Here is an 18,323-nt window from a genome sequence, read left to right as displayed (position 1 = left end):
CATGTGGGGGGCAAACAATATTTANAGCCTCAGGACACCGGGTGGGGAGATTCGCGAGAACGTTCGAATCAAGGGGAAAATTCTGCCTGGCACCGATCCTTCCGAAGCAAACCCCCTGGCCCCGGGCGACCTGGTGACGCTGGTCGAGGAAGAAGGAGGCGTGCGAATTCTGGAGCGCCAGGAACGNCGCAACGTGGTGCACCGCTGGAACCGGAAGCGCCGGAAGATGCAGGCCATCGCAGCCAACGTGGATACGGTCTTTGTGGTGGCGGCGCCCGAGGATCCTCCCTACCGTCCCAATTTTGTGGACCGCGTTCTGGTGATGGCCGAGCTGGCGGGGATCCCCGCTGCGGTGATTCTGAACAAGGNCGACAAGGAGACTCCCCCCGAGGTGGCGCACCACCTGGCGATCCTGAAAGGACTGGGGTATCCCCTGTATCGCACCATCGCTGGCGATGCCGCCCGGCGGCTCCAGCGCGAGGAGGACNTGCCCTCGNTCAGGCGGGATACCGCGGGAACTGTGAGTGTGCTCGTGGGCCGTTCGGGGGTTGGTAAATCGTCTCTGGTGAACAGTCTCATCCCCGAGGCAAAGCTCACCACAGGAGATACGTCCACCAAGTATCAGCGGGGGCGTCATACCACAACCCTGGCAAAGCAGGTGATCTCTCTGGACCCCCNCGCTGGCGGGGCCATGTACATTGACACTCCCGGGGTCCGGGAGTTTGATCTCCTGGGCTACGACTGTAACGAGATCGCTGCGGGATACCGGGAATTTCTCCCGTTCCTGCCGCACTGTCGCATGCCCGGGTGTACCCATCTCCACGAGCCGGACTGTTCCGTCCTGGCAGCCCTGGCAGAGGGGGCGATCACCCGGGAGCGCTACGAGTCCTACCAGCGTCTGGCTCTCAATATACTGGAGGAACGACATTGATTGCCCTGCGTGCCCTGGAGTTCGACAGAATTCGTCCGGCCCTGGCAGCCCTGACGGTAACCGAAGAGGGACGCCGTGCCATGCTGTCCCTGGAGCCCGAGGAGGATGCCGGGCAGCTGGATCTCCTGGCGCAGGAGGTTGCGTCGATTCTCCAGGCCCTGGAATCNGGAATTTCCCCTCCCGGGGGTGATGTCCCCCCCCTGCAGGAGATTTTCTCGCTCCTTTCNCGGCGCGGGACGCTNCTCGAGCTGGATCATCTCGTAGCGCTCCGTCATCTTTTGGAAGCAGCCCGGGATTTTTTCAGATTTTTTCGCTCCGGCGAGGAGGAGGGNTATCTGCAGGGAGGACGCTCGGCGCGTCTNCAGGGGGCGCGGGGGCTCCAGACAACGCTTCGCTCCCTNCTCACCGGCCAGGGAGAGTTNCGGGAAGAGGCCGTCCCCGAGATTGTGTCGCTGCGGCGTCAGATCACGGGCATTCACCAGGAGCTGCAGCGAAGTTCCGATGCGATTCTCCGGTCATCCCGGGATATCTATCGGGAGGATCGGGCAACCCTGCGCGATGGCCGAACGGTGCTCCCCCTGATCTCGGATTTTCGGGGTCGCGTGGAGGGGATCATCCACGAAGCATCGGGGAGTGGCGAGACACTGTTCGTGGAGCCTCCCGAGCTGATTGACCTCAACAACCGTCTCGTGCGGACTCATAACGATATTCTTCGCGAGGTTCGTCGCGTTCTCCGGGATATCACCGACGAGGCGCGGTCCTGCCTGGGAGAGTTGCAGGAACTCTCCGTCCAGATCGTGGCTGCCGACTGTCTCCTGGCGCGGGCCCGCTACGGTCTTTCGGTGGAGGGGCGTGTGGTACCCCGGGGGGATCGTCTTCACCTGATCCAGGCTCGTCACCCGCTGCTGGGACGGGCCTGCGTCCCTCTGGATATCACCTTCGATCCTTCTACGCGTCTCATGGTCCTGAGCGGTCCCAACACGGGGGGCAAGACGGTTTTTCTCAAGACCCTGGGGCTGCTTGCCCTCATGAACCATTGCGGTGTGCCGATTCCCGCCGCCGAGGGAAGTTTTCTCCCCTTCTTCCGGTGGATCGGGGTTGATATCGGCGATGAGCAATCTCTTGACGAGGCGCTCTCCACCTTCTCGGCGCACCTCCGTGCGCTGGGGGAGATCACGCGCCGGGCCGATGAACACAGTTTGATTCTGCTCGACGAGCTCGGATCGGGAACGGACCCCGAAGAGGGGGCGGCCCTCTCCATGGCCATTGTAGACCATCTGGTAGAGCGGGGCAGTACTGTCCTGGTTACGACGCATCAGACGGTTTTGAAACATTACGGCTATACGCGTCCGGGAGCGGTGAACGCTTCCATGGCCTTCGACGAGGGATCTCATCGGCCCACCTACCGGGTGATTCCCGGCCGTCCGGGAGGGAGTCACGCCATCGACGCGGCCCGGGAGCAGGGGCTTCTCCCGGAGATTGTCGAAAAGGCCCGGGCCTATCACGGGGCGCACCACGAGAGCGTCACCGGAATCATCCAGCGTCTGACCCGGGAAGAGGAGCGTCTGAACGACGATCGCCAGGCCCTGGCCCGGCTTAAGGAAGAGCTTTCTCTGGAGCGNGACCNGGCTGCGCAGGCCCGAGAGCGTTATCAGGAAAAGGAACGGCTTCTCCGGGAAGAGGGGCTTCGGGAAATAACCCAGGCTCTGGGTGAGGCTCGCCGCCGGGTGGAGGCGGAGATTCGTGCCGTACGGGAAGCGGGGGGGGAACTGGAAAAGGACCGGATTCACCGTGCCCGGGAAGCGCTGGCAGAGATGACCCGACTGCGGAACGAGACGGCCCAGGAGCTGAAGNCCTCTTCTTCCAGCGAGGGCNCTCCTGACTCCGGGGCGAAGCGTCATTCCGGGAGGGGCGCAATCGAACCCGGCGCCGCGGTCCGGCACCGGGGTACAGGCCGCACCGGGGAAGTTCTTCGGCTCCGGAACGATCGCGCCGAGGTGCAATTNGGGGCGATTCGCATGACCGTGGCCCTGAAAGAGCTGGAGCGCGAGTCTTCGACGGGAGAAAAAAANGATCTCCGGCCTGTAATCTCGGCAGGATCATCCCGGCCTGTTCCCCCGCCGGCTCTGGAACTTGACCTTCGGGGGTATCGCCTCGCGGCCGCTCTGGAAGAGCTGGAGCGATCGGTCGATGCCGCAGTGATGCACGGCGTCCCCCTTCTCTCGATCATCCACGGCACAGGAACGGGTGCTCTCCAGAAGGGTGTCCAGGATTACCTGGGCGAGCGCCGGGAGGTCCGGAGTTTCCGTTTTGCCCTTCCCGAGGATGGAGGATTTGGGAAAACGGTGGTTGAGTTTCTCAAGGGCTCCGGAGTAGGATGAGGCCGTGAAAAAAAGAGCAGCTTCCCCCTGTGACCGTCCAGACCAGCCTTTCTCGTCCCCGGGAGGCAGCGTGATCCACGGCCCTTTCTCCTTCTTCCGGTCGTTTTTGTCCTTCGGGGCATCTTTGTCCTTCGGGGCGTCGCTGTCCCGGCTTCGGGGACTGTTCCTCCTTGCCACGGTGCTGCCCCTGGTAATGTCCTGTCTCGCTGTGGAGACGGAGCTGGATCTCCGGCAGAGCGATGATCTGGGCCTTACCCTTCGGTACCGCATCAATCCCGCTGTATGGGATTTGGGAGTGTTCGATCCCGACTCGCCCGAGCGGGCGATTCCCCTTTCTCGTCGGGACGTGGAGGAGACGGCTCTCCTCTATCCCGATGTTCGGGTGACTCATTATTCGATCGAGCGCAGCGCCCGGTCTGTCCTGGTAGAGGTCCGGTACCGGGCTGGCTCTACCCGCAGTCTCCAGGGTCTCTGGGGTACTGCCGGGGGAGCCCCGCTGGAGTTCCTCCCTTCCGACTCTGGTGACTCATCCCATGGCGGTGTCCGGATACCCCTCGCCACGGGGCCCGCAGAGATGGATCCCGAGCAGCAGGCTCTCCTGAAAGGTCTCTTTGCAGACCAGGTGGCCCGGGTGACGGTTCGTGCTCCGGCAGATATTTCCCGGAGCAGGGTCCCCTCTTTTTCCGATGACTCGCTGGAGCACTCCACCCGGGGGGCGGTTTTTTCCCTCGCCGTGGCAATGCATAGTCTGGTGACCCATCCCGAGACGGGGCGCCTCGAGCTGGCGTGGTGACAATCCCGGAATGCGTCAGAAGGTCGGGCCGGGATATCATCGGGTAGCGAGAAGAAAAGAGGGCCGGGCCGATAGCAGTACCAGGAAGATAGCAGTCCTGGAAGGACAAGCAAAAAGGATTAACCAGGAGGTGATGGAAGGATGAGCTTTCGCGACCATCGGGTTCGCCTGTTCGAGAAAAAACTGAAAGTCATGTTCGACCGGATCGATCTGGAACTGGAAGAGGAGTGGGGTGAGACCTATCCCCTGCACCCGGCCAGACCAGCCTCGGGGACCTACGGCAACCCCCAGGACGAGGGGCTCTTCAGTCTGGGCGCATCCTTCTCGGCAGGTTACGGCAGTGATCACGGCCGGGGGTACGTGATGGAGGTCCGCCTTGCAACACTCGCCCAGGTTCCCCATAATGAGGTAGAGAAGATCAGGGAATACGTTGTGACTCGCGTGAAGGAGATCCTTCCCGAACTCTTCGGAGACCGTACCCTGGAGGTGGTCCGCGATGGCGATCTCTTTAAAATCGTTGGAGATTTATCTATATCGTGAACATAACACTTGCTAAATGGACTTTATCAATTGTACAATGATCACAAATCAGGAACAGCACGTTTAATGTAAAGGGAGATACATGGAAACTCAGTTACAGGACATCATTGCAAAGATCCACGATGAAGGTGTGAAAGGCGCGGAGGAGCGGGCGCACTCGATCATTGAGCACGCTGAGAAACAGGCCCAGGCCCATCTCAAGAAGGCCAAAGCCGAGGCAGCGCAAATTATCAAGGACGCTGAGCAGGAAACCTCCCGGATGCAGAGCGCCGGAGAAGCGGCTTTGCAGCAGGCTGGTCGGGACCTTCTTCTCTCGGTACAGAAAGAGCTTGCAGCGCTCTTCGAGAAGGTCGTGAAGGAGACCNTGGCCGAAACGCTCTCCCCGGAAGNCGTGGNGCCTGTGATCGCTTCCCTGGTAGAAAAATGGCACGACGCAGANACGGATGATCTGGCTGTGCTTGTTCCTGAGGCAGACCGGGACAACNTGGAGAAGGCCCTGCGCGCCCGTTTGGGCAAGGCCCTGCAGAAGGGTGTCGAGATCAAACCCAGCCGCGCAATAACCGCCGGGTTTCGGATCGGTGCAAAGGATGGCGCAGCTTTTTACGATGTGACCGATGGAACCCTCACGGATCTTCTGGCGGCCTATCTGAACCCGCGTCTGACCGAGCTCATGCGCACAGCCGGCGCGTAAGGGGACAAGAGCGGTGAATCGTTATTACTACACCGTCGCATCACTCCCAGCGGTGCGGTTTGAAGAGGCACCGTTTCTCTCGGAAGAGGAATTCCTGGAGATGTGCCGGATTGAGGCTTCGCCGGAAGATCTGGAGTATATCGCCTCGGCCCGGATATTGCCCGATTCCCTGGACACACCAGCCGAGGGAGCTCTCGGGCGGTGGAACCGAATTGTTCGGGAGTTCCGCTGTTACGCTGCGCAGATCCGCGCACAAAACCTCGGCTGGGAGGCTGATCGTCTCCCCCGGCCCGAAGGAATCGATGCATCCATGCAGGAGCGCCTCCGATCGATCCTGAACGAGGACACTCCGCTGAAAATGGAACATGCCCTGATGCGATGGCTCTGGCAAGTGGCCGAAGATCTGGAAAGCGGGCATCATTTCGACAGGGAACAGCTGGTTGTATACAACCTGAAACTGCAGCTTGCCGCCCGGCGTGCCCGCCTGGCTGACAGCTCTCGGGGTGGCGAGGAATACGACCGCCAGTACGAGACTGTTGCACACTCACTCATGGAGATAGCCACATGACAACAGGAAAAGTAGTCGCCATCAACGGAAACATGGTGAGCGTTGTCGTTGAGGGCGATGTATCGCTGAACGAAGTAGGATATATCGTCGTCGATGACAAGCGTCTCAAGGCAGAGGTGATCCGGATTCGGGGAAGCCAGGCAGAGCTTCAGGTCTTCGAAGTGACCAAGGGGGTCGCCGTAGGGGACTCCGTGGAGTTCACCCAGGAACTCCTGGCCGTCGAACTCGGGCCGGGGTTGCTCACGACAATCGTCGACGGTCTCCAGAACCCCTTGCCCGAACTTGCAGAGCAGTCGGGCTTCTTCCTGGAGCGGGGGCTCTACCTGCAGGCCTTGCCGCGCGACAAGAAATGGAGTTTTACCCCCACGGCAAAACCGGGTGATACCGTCCTGCGGGGCGATCAGCTTGGTCATGTCCCCGAGGGGATCTTCGAGCACTGGATCATGGTTCCCCTGGGAATGTTCGACACCTACACCGTGGAGTCGATCGTCGAGGCGGGAGATTACACCGTCGATCAGACCGTTGCCACGCTCAAGGATAGCAAGGGTGCCATCCACGAGGTCTCCATGGTCTTCGAGTGGCCCGTAAAGCGCGCCATCGACGCCTANGCCGAGCGGTTGCGCCCGGAAGACCCCATGGTAACCACCCTGCGGATCGTCGATACCTTTCTGCCCGTGGCCCGTGGTGGAACCTATTGTATTCCCGGTCCCTTCGGAGCAGGGAAGACCGTGCTTCAGCAGATAACCAGCCGTCACGCCGAAGTGGACGTGGTTATCATCGCGGCNTGCGGTGAGCGGGCCGGTGAGGTCGTGGAGACCCTGCGGGAGTTTCCCGAGCTGACGGACCCCCGTACGGGGAAATCGCTTATGGAACGGACCGTTATCATCTGTAACACCAGTTCCATGCCCGTAGCGGCCCGGGAAGCCTCGGTCTACACCGCGGTAACTATCGCCGAGTACTACCGCCAGATGGGTCTGAACGTGTTGCTCCTGGCCGATTCCACCAGTCGCTGGGCCCAGGCCATGCGGGAGATGTCGGGTCGTCTNGAGGAGATTCCCGGTGAGGAGGCTTTNCCCGCCTATCTCGAGTCGGTTATCGCCGCNTTCTACGAACGCGCCGGGTTGGTGCGGCTCAAGAACGGTGCCACCGGCTCTGTTACCATCGGAGGAACCGTAAGCCCCGCCGGTGGTAACTTCGAAGAACCCGTTACCCAGGCGACCCTGAAGGTGGTGGGAGCTTTCCACGGACTCTCCCGGGCCCGTTCGGACGCCCGAAAGTACCCCGCCATCGACCCGCTGGACAGCTGGAGCAAGTATCGGGGAACGGTCGATCCAGGCATGACCGAGTACGCCCGGAGCATCCTCTTCCGGGGCGACGAGGTGGGGCAGATGATGAAGGTCGTCGGGGAGGAAGGTACCGCCGTGGATGACTACATCCTCTTCCTGAAGGGCGACTTCCTCGATGCAGTCTATCTGCAGCAGAACGCCTTCGATCCCGTAGACTCCTCGGTGAGCACCGAGCGACAGCGCCATATCTTCGATCTGGTCTTCCACATCATCGGGAGCAAGATCGTTATCGAGAGCAAGGACGAGGCCAGGGACTTCTTTTACAAGTTGCGACAGAAGTTTATCGACTACAACAGCGCCGAGTGGCAGTCCCAGGCCTTCAAGGACCTGGAACAGGAAATGAGGGATCTTCTCTCCACCGTTTCCTCGGAACTTGACTCCAAGGCGCAGGAAGTGTACCGGAACCGGGGGGAATATGCGTAAAGTATACAGCAGGATTGAATCGATCGTTGGAAACGTCATCTCCGTAAAGGCCGAGGGTGTGCGCTACGGTGAGCTCGCGCTGGTCTCCTCCCGCTACGGAGAGTCCCTGGCCGAAGTTATCCGGATGCGGGGTGACGAGGTGAGTCTCCAGGTCTACGCGGGGGGGCGCGGTATCTCCACGGGTGACGAGGTTCGTTTCACGGGTAACCCCATGCGGGTCTCCTTCTCGGACAACCTGCTGGGTCGTGTCTTCAACGGTTCCGGTCAGCCCCGGGACAACGGACCCGACCTCAACGAGGGACTGATCGAGATCGGGGGGCCCTCGGTGAACCCGGCAAAACGAATCATCCCCAGGAACATGATCCGGACGGGAATCCCCATGATTGATCTCTTCAATACCCTTGTGGAGAGCCAGAAACTGCCGATTTTCAGCGTCTCCGGTGAGCCCTACAACCCGCTCCTGGCGCGGATCGCCATGCAGGCCGAGGTAGACGTTATCATCCTGGGGGGGATCGGCCTCAAGTACGACGACTACCTCTTTTTCAGGGATACCCTGGAGGAGGGCGGTGCGCTCTCCAGAACGATCTTCTTTGTTCATACCGCCAGTGACCCCATCGTCGAGGCGCTCCTTGTTCCCGACGTGAGCCTCGCCGTGGCGGAAAAGTTCGCCCTCAAGGGCAAGCGGGTTCTGGTCCTCCTCACGGATATGACCAACTTCGCCGACGCCATGAAAGAGATCGCCATCACCCAGGAACAGGTTCCCTCGAACCGGGGCTACCCGGGAGACCTCTACAGCCAGCTCGCAGCGCGCTATGAGAAAGCTGTAGACTTTGAGGGAGCCGGTTCGATCACCATTCTGGGGGTTACCTCCATGCCCGGTGACGACGTAACGCATCCTGTCCCGGACAACACCGGTTATATCACCGAGGGTCAGTACTATCTCCGGAACGGCCGGATCGAACCCTTCGGGTCCCTCTCCCGGCTCAAGCAGCTGGTAAACGACAAGACCCGGGACGATCACCGGGCGCTCATGGACGGTATGATCAAGCTCTACGCGAACTACAAGGAGAGCCAGGAGAAGAAATCCATGGGGTTCCATATGTCTTCCTGGGATGACAAGCTCCTGAAGTTCGGTGATATCTTCGAGCGCACCATGATGGACCTCTCGGTGAACATCCCCCTGGAAGAGGCTCTGGACCGTGGATGGGACATCCTGGCCCAGTGTTTTGAACCCCAGGAAACAGGGTTGAAGACAGAGCTGATCAAGAAGTTCTGGCCGGCTGACGCTGCCGGATCGACCCGGGAGGCGACAGCCTGATGGTCAAGCTGACCAAGAACGAACTGAAAAAACAAAAGGACGCGCTCAAGCGGTTTCAACGCTATCTGCCCACGCTGCAGCTCAAGAAGCAGCAGCTCCAGATGGTGATCCGCCAGGCTGAGCAGGAATACGACGTCCTGGTCCGGGAGAAAGAGCAGATTCGCAAGGATCTGGACCGTTGGGTAGGGGTCTACGCCGATGGTCTGGATCTTACCCCCTACGCGGAGGTGGAGCGGATCGAGACCTCCCAGGGGAACATCGCGGGAATCGATATTCCCCTTTTTGAGGATCTGCAGTTTGTTGACCGGCGCTGGGACCTCTCCACGACCCCGCTCTGGGTCGATCAGGGGGTCAAGATGCTTCGCTCCATGCTGGAGGTGGAGGCCAAACTGCTTCTTCTGAAGGAGCAGTTGCGTCTTCTGGGCGAGGAGCTGCGCACGACGACCCAGCGGGTGAACCTTTTCGAGAAGGTCAAGATCCCTGAGACCAGGGATAATATCCGGATGATCCAGATCTATCTGGGGGATCAGCAGACTGCAGCTGTTGTTCGCGGCAAGATTGCAAAGCGCAACCTTCTAAAGGCGGCATCATGATAACACAGATGAAGAAGGTCTCGGTCATCACGATTCGCTCTGCCCGCACCGGGACCCTCCAGGCCCTGCGTGATCTCGGCGTGGTCCATATCTTCACCGATTGGGCCGACTCCGATTCAGGAGACCACCTGAGGGAGCAGAAGAATCATATTGATCGGGCCATATCGATCATTCCCGGGCCGGAGGCAAAACCAAAAGCTGCCGATTCGCCCTTCCAGGGCGATGAGGCGGTGGATCCTGCCCTGGATATCGCCCAGGAGCTGATCGAGGGAGCAGAGCGTCGGGCGCAGCTGGAAGATGAAAAGGACCGGCTCCAGCGGGAGCTGGAGCGTCTGGCGCCCTGGGGCGAGGTAGATCCCCAGGTCTTTGCTGATCTTCAGGACAAGGGAGTAGAGGCGCGTCTCTTCGAGGTGCCTGCCGACAAGGCCGCAGAGATGATCCCCCGCTTGCCCAACGTCACCGTTCTGAACAGGGACAAGCGCGTTGTGCGGGTTCTGGCCGTTTCTCTCGGGTCCGGGGAATTCCCCGAAGACCTGGCCGAGATTCCCTTGCCCGATCGCTCCACCGGAGAGATCGGTGAAGCTCTGACGGAACTGGATCGGGAGATGGCGGGAATCGACGCCGAGGCCGAGGCTCGTCAGAAAGATCTACCGCTCCTGCTGGCGGCTCAGGAACAGCTGGAGCAGGACCTTGAGTTCGCCCGGGTTGCCCAGACCATGGAGCACGATCGGGCTCTGGAGTGGATCACCGGGTTTGTCCCCTTCGACCAGGTCGATGCAGTTACCGCTGCGGCAAAGGAAAACGGCTGGGGAGTGGTGGTTCGCGATCCTGCACGGGACGAGCACGTTCCCACGCAGTTGCGGAACCCCAAGCCCGTACGGATTATCCAGCCCGTCTTTGACCTTCTGGGGACCGTCCCGGGGTACCGGGAGCTGGATATTTCCTTCTTTTTCCTCCTCTTCTTTGTGGTCTTCTTTGCGATGATCATCGGCGATGCCGGGTACGGAGCNATCCTTCTGGGAGGAACCCTCTACGCTTCCCTGAAGGCCCGCGCCGCAGGGCGACCCCTGGGGAACGGCTCGATCCTCATGATCGTTCTGAGTTCGGCCACGGTTATCTGGGGTGCCATCACGGGCAACTGGTTCGGCTACGCTCCCCTGAACAACCTGCCGGTGCTCAGTTCCTTTGTGATACCCGGGATCTCCATCGACAGCGAGACCAGCACTGAGATGATTCAGTACATGTGCTTCATCATCGGGACGGTTCACCTCTCNATCGCTCACGTCTGGAAGTTCCTGCGNGGGCTCCGGGAACAGCCGAAGATTGCGGCTCTGGCGCAACTGGGGTGGCTNTCCATGGTGCTGGGCCTCTATTACCTGGTGCTGCAGCTGGTGATCGATCCCGAGAAGTACCCCATGCCCGATTTTGCAGTCCCCCTCATCGCGGGAGGGCTCGCAGCGGTCATTCTCTTTGGAGAACAGCAGGAGGGTGCAGGTTTTCTGGCTGGCGTAGGGCGCGGTGTGGCCGGTATTATTACCACCATACTTGACGGTATCAGTGCCTTCTCGGATATCATTTCCTATATCCGGCTCTTTGCGGTGGGTCTGGCAACTCTGGCGATCGCCGAAGCTTTTAACAGTATGGCGGGCGGGGTTGCAGAAAGTCTTGGCGGTGTCGGCGGCATCGTTGCTGCTGTGCTGATATTGTTCCTGGGTCACACCCTGAACCTGGCTATGGGGGCGCTCTCCGTGGTGGTTCACGGTGTACGGTTGAACATGCTCGAGTTCTCCGGGCATTTAGGCATGGAATGGACCGGGGTAGAGTACGCCCCGTTCAAAACGCGTTAGGATTCATTCAACAAGGAGATGTGACGCATGAATATTGGTGAAATTGGAGTCGGATCGGCTCTTGCCTTTGCAGCGATGGGTTCTGCTCTGGGTGCAGGAACGGCGGGTATGGCAGCTGTGGGAGCGTGGAAAAAGGCGTTCATTCAGAACAAGCCTGCTCCCTTTCTCCTGATTGCCTTCGTTGGCGCACCGTTGACGCAGACGATCTACGGTCTGATCCTCATGAACGCTCTGGCTGCGGCTGCAGCAGCGGGTGCCGAACCCTGGTTGCTGATCGGCGCAGGTATCCCCGGCGGTATCGCCATGGGTTTTTCTGCCTGGTATCAGGGGAAAGCCGGTGCGGTGGCCTCCGATGCCCTGGCCGAAACGGGCAAAGGTTTCGGTAACTACCTGCTTGTCCTCGGTCTGGTAGAGACGGTGGCGCTCTTCGTCATGGTCTTTATGCTGGGGCTCGTGGGCTAACACGAAAGACCACCCCTGGGGGATGGATCGGAGGCTGTGCCGATCTGTCCCCTTCTGTTCTCTCTCTTTTCTGCCGATACACCCTGTATGAGACCTTTCCTCCTCGCCTTGCCCGGTATTGATCGACACAGGGGCCGGTGGTGCGTCCTCTTTCCGATGCNGTCCCTCGTCGCGATGGTTCTTCTCCTGATGCTCTGCCCCCTCGCGCTGGCCCGGCCAGGCGATCAGGATAAACCGCCCTGGGTTCTCTACGAGATTGGCCAGCGTCACTACCGGAACAGATCATACGCCAGAGCCCTGGAGTACTANGGCCAGGCCCTGGCCAGGCAACCCCTCTTCCCCGAAGCCCACGCAGGCATTGCCCGCGTTCATCGGGCTGCAGGAGACCGGGATCTTGCGATCCGTTCCTTCAGGCAAGCTCTGGAGATGNGTCCTCATCTTTCGATTCCGGAAGAACAGATACATCTCCGTCTTGAGCTGGTCCAGCTTTACAGCTATCTCGACGCCCGGGAGGCACGGGAGCTTCGGGAAAAAGAGCTCCTCCATATTCTCGAGGATGACCCGGTCTTTTCCCGTGAGGAAGATCAGGGGCAGCGCGAAGCCATGAAGACCCTCTTGTATCGCAGCGGACTGGACCGGGTCCTCGTTCTGTACCGCCTCGACTACACCCGGACCGTAGAGGCCCATCGCCTGCGGGGGCTGGACCTTCTGGAAACATCCCGTCAGGATGATCGTCNCNTGGCGGTGGAGCATTTTCTCTTCGCTGCTGTGGCCGTGGCGAGCAGGGCCGTGGAAGCGATCATCCAGCGACAGTACGACTTCGAGTTCACTACCCTGAGGGCCTTTTTCCCCGTTGCGCACCGATATCCCGAGGTGAATCATTTCCTGGAAACATCGAAGTTTCGGGAGATTCTGTCGCTCCTGGCGCGCGCTCTGGAAGAATCGGGAGATCCCCGGGGCGGCGAATCGGCCCGAATGATCCGGGCGGTTCTCTAGAATCCTGCCGGGTTTCTTTCGCCTGATTGCAAGGACCTCTTCCATGGAGTAGGTTTACTGCTAACGGTTATGAACAGGATTTTTGTAAAAGGCGCACGGGAGCACAACCTCAAGAACATCGACGTTTCCCTCCCCCGGGATTCTCTCATCGTAGTATCGGGCATGAGCGGTTCGGGAAAATCATCGCTGGCCTTCGATACGATCTTTGCCGAAGGCCAGCGGCGGTACGTGGAATCTCTCTCGGCCTACGCGAGACAGTTTCTGGGGCGAATGGATAAGCCCGAGGTCGATTATATCGAGGGCCTCTCTCCGGCGATCTCCATCGAGCAGAAGACTACCAACCGGAACCCCCGTTCAACCGTGGGGACGGTAACAGAAATATGGGATTACTACCGACTCCTCTTCGCGCGGATCGGTATTCCCCACGATCCCCGGAGCGGGAAACGGGTCGAGAAACAGACGGTGGACGAGATCATCGAGCGCATTCTTGCGCTTCCCCGGGAGACCCGTCTGGTCATTCTTGCTCCGGTTGTGCGGGGTCGCAAGGGGATCCATCAGCGGGTCCTGGATGATGCCCGCCGGAGCGGGTTTGTCAGGGTCCGCATCGACGGGGAGATCATCTCCCTGGACGAGGATATTCAGCTGGACAAAAAACGGGCCCACTCGATCGAGATCGTCGTGGATCGGGTGAAGATAGACCCCGAACGACGGGAACGGATCGTGGAGTCCCTCGAATCGGCCCTGGAGGCGGCGGGGGGGACGGTCATTATCCTCTACGAGGATCAGGANGGAGAGAGCCACGAAAAGTCCTTCTCCCAGCATTACGCGTACCCCGACAGTAACGTCACCTTCCCCGAGCTCGAGCCCCGGCTCTTCTCTTTCAACAGCCCCTTTGGAGCTTGCGAGGCCTGCTCCGGCCTGGGAGTGACGAAGGAGTTCGANCCCGACCTGATTATGCCCGACCGGGATCTCTCCTTCGATGATCACGGAATAAAGCCCTATAACCCCAAGGCTCGCTGGTACCGCACCCGGTTTCAGGCCCTGGCNGAGGCGCTGGGTTTCCACCTGAATCAGCCCCTGAAAACGATCCCGCCGGAGATCATGGAGCAAATTCTCTACGGTACCACGGAACGCCTCCGCTACACCTACGAGAAACCCGGGGATGAGGGAAGCGTGGAGTATCACCGCCAGTTTCCGGGAATCATCCCCGACCTGGAACGGCGTTATCGTGAGACTGCCTCTACGCAGATGCGTGAGTGGTTCGAGTCCTTTATGACGGAACGGGTCTGCCACGAGTGCCGGGGCCAGCGCCTGCGCCCGGAATCTCTGGCCGTGCTGGTCAAGGGAAAGAGCATTCAGCAAATCGCGGGGCTCTCGGTGACAGAGGCGCTGGATTTCTTCGATTCCCTGGAGCTCNCGGAAAACGAAGGGAAAATCTCCGCAGAAATTCTCAAGGAGATCCGGGCTCGGCTCTCCTTTATGCAGAGCGTGGGCCTGGAGTACCTGACTCTGGACCGCAACGCCGCGACCCTCTCGGGAGGAGAGGCTCAGCGCATTCGCCTGGCGACGCAGATCGGTTCACAGCTCGTGGGAGTTCTCTATGTCCTCGATGAACCCACAATCGGCCTCCATCAGCGGGATAACGAACGCCTCCTGCAGACGCTCCTGCACCTGCGCGATCTGGGAAACACCCTTCTGGTGGTAGAGCACGACGAACAGACCCTTCTCGCTGCGGATCATGTGGTCGATCTGGGGCCCGGCGCGGGTGTTCATGGCGGTGAGATCGTGGCCGAGGGGACACCCCGGGAGATCATGGCAAATCCCCGGAGCGTCACAGGCCCCTACCTCTCGGGTGCAAAATCCATGGATATCCCCCAAACCCGCCGGCGCGGAACGGGAAAGGTGATTCACATCGAGGGAGCCCGGGAGCACAATCTCCAGGGGATCTCGGCAGACTTTCTCCTGGGGGCGATGAACGTGATTACCGGGGTCTCGGGGTCGGGGAAGAGCACGCTCCTCTCGGATATTCTCTGTCCGGCGTTGCAAAACCGGGTGAACCGCCGGGGAGCACTCCATCGCGAGGGCGCCTACGAGCGTATTGAGGGGTGGGAAGAGATCGACAAGATCATCGATATCGACCAAAGCCCCATCGGGAGGACTCCCCGTTCGAACCCCGCCACCTACGTGGGGCTCTTTACTCCGATCAGGGATCTCTTCGCCGAACTCCCCGAGAGCAAGGCCCGGGGCTATAAGGCAGGCCGTTTCTCCTTTAACGTGAAAGGTGGCCGATGCGAGCATTGTCAGGGCGCGGGAACGATCAAGATAGAGATGCATTTTCTTCCCGATGTGTACGTCACCTGCGACGTTTGTCACGGTAAGCGTTTTACCCGGGAGACCCTGGATATTCGATACAAGGGAAAAAACATCCACGATGTCCTGGAGATGACCATCGAGGAGGGGAGGGGCTTTTTCTCGGCGATTCCCCAGATCAAGCGGCGTCTGGATACCCTCTGTGATGTGGGGCTCGATTATATCAAGCTCGGTCAGAGTGCCCTGACGCTCTCGGGTGGCGAGGCCCAGAGGGTCAAGCTTTCCCTGGAGTTGAGCAAGCGGAGCACCGGAAAGACCCTCTATATTCTGGATGAGCCCACCACGGGGCTCCACTTCGTCGATGTGGAGAAACTCCTGGAGGTGCTTAATCTTCTGGTCGAGCGGGGGAACACGGTGATTCTGATCGAGCACAACCTGGATGTCATCCTTCAGGCCGATCACCTGGTGGATCTGGGGCCGGAAGGGGGAAACCGGGGAGGGCAGATCGTTGCAACGGGAACGCCTGAAGAGGTCTCCAGGAAGGAGGCTTCCCACACAGGCCGGTTCATCGCCGAAGCCCTGGCCCGAAGGGAACAGGGGAAACTCGTTTCCTGATGGTCTCCTTTTGATGGTTCGCCCGGTCGTCATCGCCACGATCCTGTTTGCCCTGTCGAACCTGGTTCTTGCAGGGCAACTCGAAGCGATCGATGGGCCCCCCCGTGCGGAAACGCCACCTGGGACCAGCGAACAATCAGATCGGGAGAGGGGGCAGATATCGGAACCCCTCTCCGGGGTCGAAGAAGATTCAGGAGAAGCGCCCCAGGAACGNAGCCCCCCTGTTTCTCCCCTCCTGGAGAGAACACTTCTTCAGGACATCGAAACGGCCGAGCAGGGCGAACTCCTCGACTGGGCCTCGACGCTGGGTCTCAGCACCCGGGGATCCCGGCGTCAGATCGAAGACCGGATACTCCAGCATTACCAGGTCCGGCGCAGCCCTGCCGAGGCGCCCCGGAGCGAACCGGCCGGATCGGTCCTCCGTATCCAGCGTGCCCGGGGAACACGGTTTTTCGATGTAGAGCAGGTGGACGAGCGGACGCTCCGCCTGTCGGGAGGGGTTCTGCTGACCGTGGAGGAAAGGGGCGCCTTCCACTCCATCGAGGCCGAGGAAATTCTTATCAACACCGACCAGTCCCTCCTGAATGCCCGAGGCAACGTGGTCTATACGGTCCAACGCGAGGACGGAGACGAGCGATTCCGGGGAGATTCGGTGCTTTTCCAGATCGACTCCTGGGAAGGGGTCTTTATCCAGGGCGTTACCGAGTCTCTCCAGGAGGTCGATCAGGAGGAGATAACTTTTTTTGTACAGGGTGAGAGAATCTCTCGCGCTCCCGGCGATATCCTGGTTGTTGAAGGGGGAAGGATCACCTCGTCGCGGGCTGATCCTCCGAACTGGAGCCTCAAGGCCGACCGGATCTGGATCTTTGCTCCCGGGGAGTGGGGGTTGCGCCACGCCGTTCTGCACGTGGGTCGGGTGCCGCTTTTCTATTTTCCCTATTTTTTCCTTCCCGGGGACCGCCTCTTTTTTCACCCCGTGGCGGGGCATCGCGACAGGGAAGGGGCCTTTATCTTTACCACCACCTACGTTTACGGAGAACGGGAAGAGAGCGATGCCCCCTTCTCGATCATGAGCCTCACCGAGGCGCCCCGGGACTCGCAGCGCGAACGGCAGGGGTTGTTTCTGCGCATCCCCGAATCTCCCCCCGAAGAAGAGACCAGGCCTGACTGGATGCTCAAGGTCATGGCCGATCTCTACATGCGTCTCGGGGGCTATGCAGGCGTAGCCGCTTCGATGCCCGATTTGGGGCCCCTGTCGCGCTTTGACTGGCGTCTCGGTCTGGGAGTATCGAGGAGTATCTATTTTGAAAACGGCCGGTACTCGAGCTACTACGTGGAAGATGGGGAGGCTCAACAGTACTGGAACCGGGGGGCCTTTCTTGGGACCACCTTTCCCTTCCGCTACGAATCGGAGGTGCGTCTCCAGGGAAAAGTCGGAACGGTGCGGTTCAACCTGGAAATGATGATGCTCTCGGACCCGGAGTTTCGTCGGGATTTTCATAACCGCAGCGAAAAGATCGATTGGGGGGCTTTTCTCAGCCCTTCCGCCGATGAGGAGGACTCCGGGGGGGCCACGGTGAACTCCATGAGCTGGAACGCCGAANTGACCTGGAATCCCTCGGTGAATCACCTGCGTCCCCGGGTCCGCTCGTTTTCCCTCTCGCCGGCCCGGGCTCGGGTAGCCTGGCGGAGCAAGAGGGACGGGGACCTCCCCCAGGAGATTTCCCGTGCTGGAACAGACAAGTCCCCCCAGGAGCGATTCTTTTATCCCCAGTCCGTGACCCTCCCCGAGCTGGGGCTGACTGTGGAAGGAGAGCTTTTTCGTCTCCGCGAGGGAGCCTCCCGGAAAAGNTCCTCTCCTTCCGATGAGGACCCGCAGGAAGATGCCCAGGACCAGGAGCGACGTGATCGAGATCGCTCCCTGCGCCCGCCCTGGGAGGAAGAGGAGGAAGAGCCTCCTCCCCACGAGGAAGGTGCCTTTCGTCTCCCCGATACCATCGGTTCCATGAGAGGAATCAGCGATTCTGCCGCCGGCGAGATCAGTCTCACGTACCGACTGAATCCCACGGTGAGGCAGGACCTTTTCACCGACAGCGCCTCCTGGGAAACAGCCGAGGACGTCGGGTTGGACTGGCACTATGGCACCATCCAGATCGGGAATCAGGGTCGTCTCGTCCTGAACGCCCGCGCCCGGGACCGCATCGCAACCCTCACGACAACCCTTTCCTCGGATCAGCGGTATCAGTCGTTGGAAATCATGGGAGACATGGAGGANNCTCAGCGGGACCGGCTTCAGCNTAATGCCTACCGGGGCAGAAGCTTCACCGTCACCCAGGCGAGCCAGATCGACCTGTTCCCCCTGCGTGGCTACGAAAATCTGGAGAGCAGCTCCCTGCGCTATTCCCTGTCCTCAAGAATCTACGACTACGGCTTCTCCGGGCTCGATTCTTCGGGAGACCCCCGGTATCGGGGGCAGTGGGGCCAGTGGGAGCCTTCCGATATTACCCGC

General features: G+C 60.3%; 11 protein-coding genes. All 11 read left to right on the top strand.

Features of this window, described 5'->3' with window-relative positions; genetic code table 11:
• Position 1: 1 nt before the first annotated feature.
• The 11 genes from rsgA to uvrA all read left to right on the top strand — a co-directional run bounded on the left by rsgA (position 2) and on the right by uvrA (position 15,814).
• Positions 2-931, top strand: coding sequence for a ribosome small subunit-dependent GTPase A (gene rsgA / locus B071_RS0101410; protein WP_018525319.1), 930 nt, complete (start codon positions 2-4; stop codon positions 929-931).
• A complete protein-coding gene (locus B071_RS0101405; RefSeq protein ID WP_018525318.1) occupies positions 928-3,312 on the top strand; it encodes an endonuclease MutS2 in 2,385 nt (794 codons plus the stop codon). Before rsgA ends, B071_RS0101405 begins: the two co-directional genes overlap by 4 nt.
• A gap of 70 nt (positions 3,313-3,382) precedes the next feature.
• The gene (locus tag B071_RS0101400; RefSeq protein ID WP_018525317.1) at positions 3,383-4,105 is read left to right on the top strand and encodes a hypothetical protein; all 723 of its coding nucleotides are present in this window, start codon (positions 3,383-3,385) and stop codon (positions 4,103-4,105) included.
• Between the two features lie 141 nt (positions 4,106-4,246).
• Positions 4,247-4,645, top strand: coding sequence for a hypothetical protein (locus tag B071_RS0101395; protein ID WP_018525316.1), 399 nt, complete (start codon positions 4,247-4,249; stop codon positions 4,643-4,645).
• A gap of 704 nt (positions 4,646-5,349) precedes the next feature.
• On the top strand, positions 5,350-5,904 hold the full coding sequence (locus B071_RS0101385) for a hypothetical protein (protein ID WP_018525314.1): 555 nt from the start codon (positions 5,350-5,352) through the stop codon (positions 5,902-5,904).
• Positions 5,901-7,673: a V-type ATP synthase subunit A gene (locus tag B071_RS0101380; protein ID WP_018525313.1), complete on the top strand. Its 1,773-nt coding sequence runs from the start codon at positions 5,901-5,903 to the stop codon at positions 7,671-7,673. The genes B071_RS0101385 and B071_RS0101380 overlap by 4 nt, the downstream gene beginning before the upstream one ends.
• Complete coding sequence (locus B071_RS0101375; RefSeq protein WP_018525312.1) at positions 7,666-8,991, top strand: V-type ATP synthase subunit B; 1,326 nt, start codon at positions 7,666-7,668, stop codon at positions 8,989-8,991. The genes B071_RS0101380 and B071_RS0101375 overlap by 8 nt, the downstream gene beginning before the upstream one ends.
• Positions 8,991-9,584 (top strand): V-type ATP synthase subunit D, encoded by a 594-nt coding sequence (locus B071_RS0101370; protein WP_018525311.1) that lies wholly within the window; start codon positions 8,991-8,993, stop codon positions 9,582-9,584. Before B071_RS0101375 ends, B071_RS0101370 begins: the two co-directional genes overlap by 1 nt.
• Positions 9,585-11,458: 1,874 nt before the next feature.
• Positions 11,459-11,893, top strand: coding sequence for an ATP synthase subunit C-like protein (locus B071_RS0101360; RefSeq protein ID WP_018525309.1), 435 nt, complete (start codon positions 11,459-11,461; stop codon positions 11,891-11,893).
• A gap of 87 nt (positions 11,894-11,980) precedes the next feature.
• Complete coding sequence (locus B071_RS20390) at positions 11,981-12,889, top strand: tetratricopeptide repeat protein (protein WP_438829503.1); 909 nt, start codon at positions 11,981-11,983, stop codon at positions 12,887-12,889.
• 69 nt (positions 12,890-12,958) lie between these two features.
• Positions 12,959-15,814, top strand: a complete 2,856-nt coding sequence (gene uvrA, locus B071_RS0101350) for an excinuclease ABC subunit UvrA (RefSeq protein WP_018525307.1) — start codon at positions 12,959-12,961, stop codon at positions 15,812-15,814.
• Positions 15,815-18,323: the final 2,509 nt, after the last annotated feature.

Source organism: Alkalispirochaeta alkalica DSM 8900 (assembly GCF_000373545.1).
In the GTDB taxonomy this organism is placed as follows: domain Bacteria; phylum Spirochaetota; class Spirochaetia; order DSM-27196; family Alkalispirochaetaceae; genus Alkalispirochaeta; species Alkalispirochaeta alkalica.
This window is presented reverse-complemented; position numbering and strand designations above follow the sequence as displayed.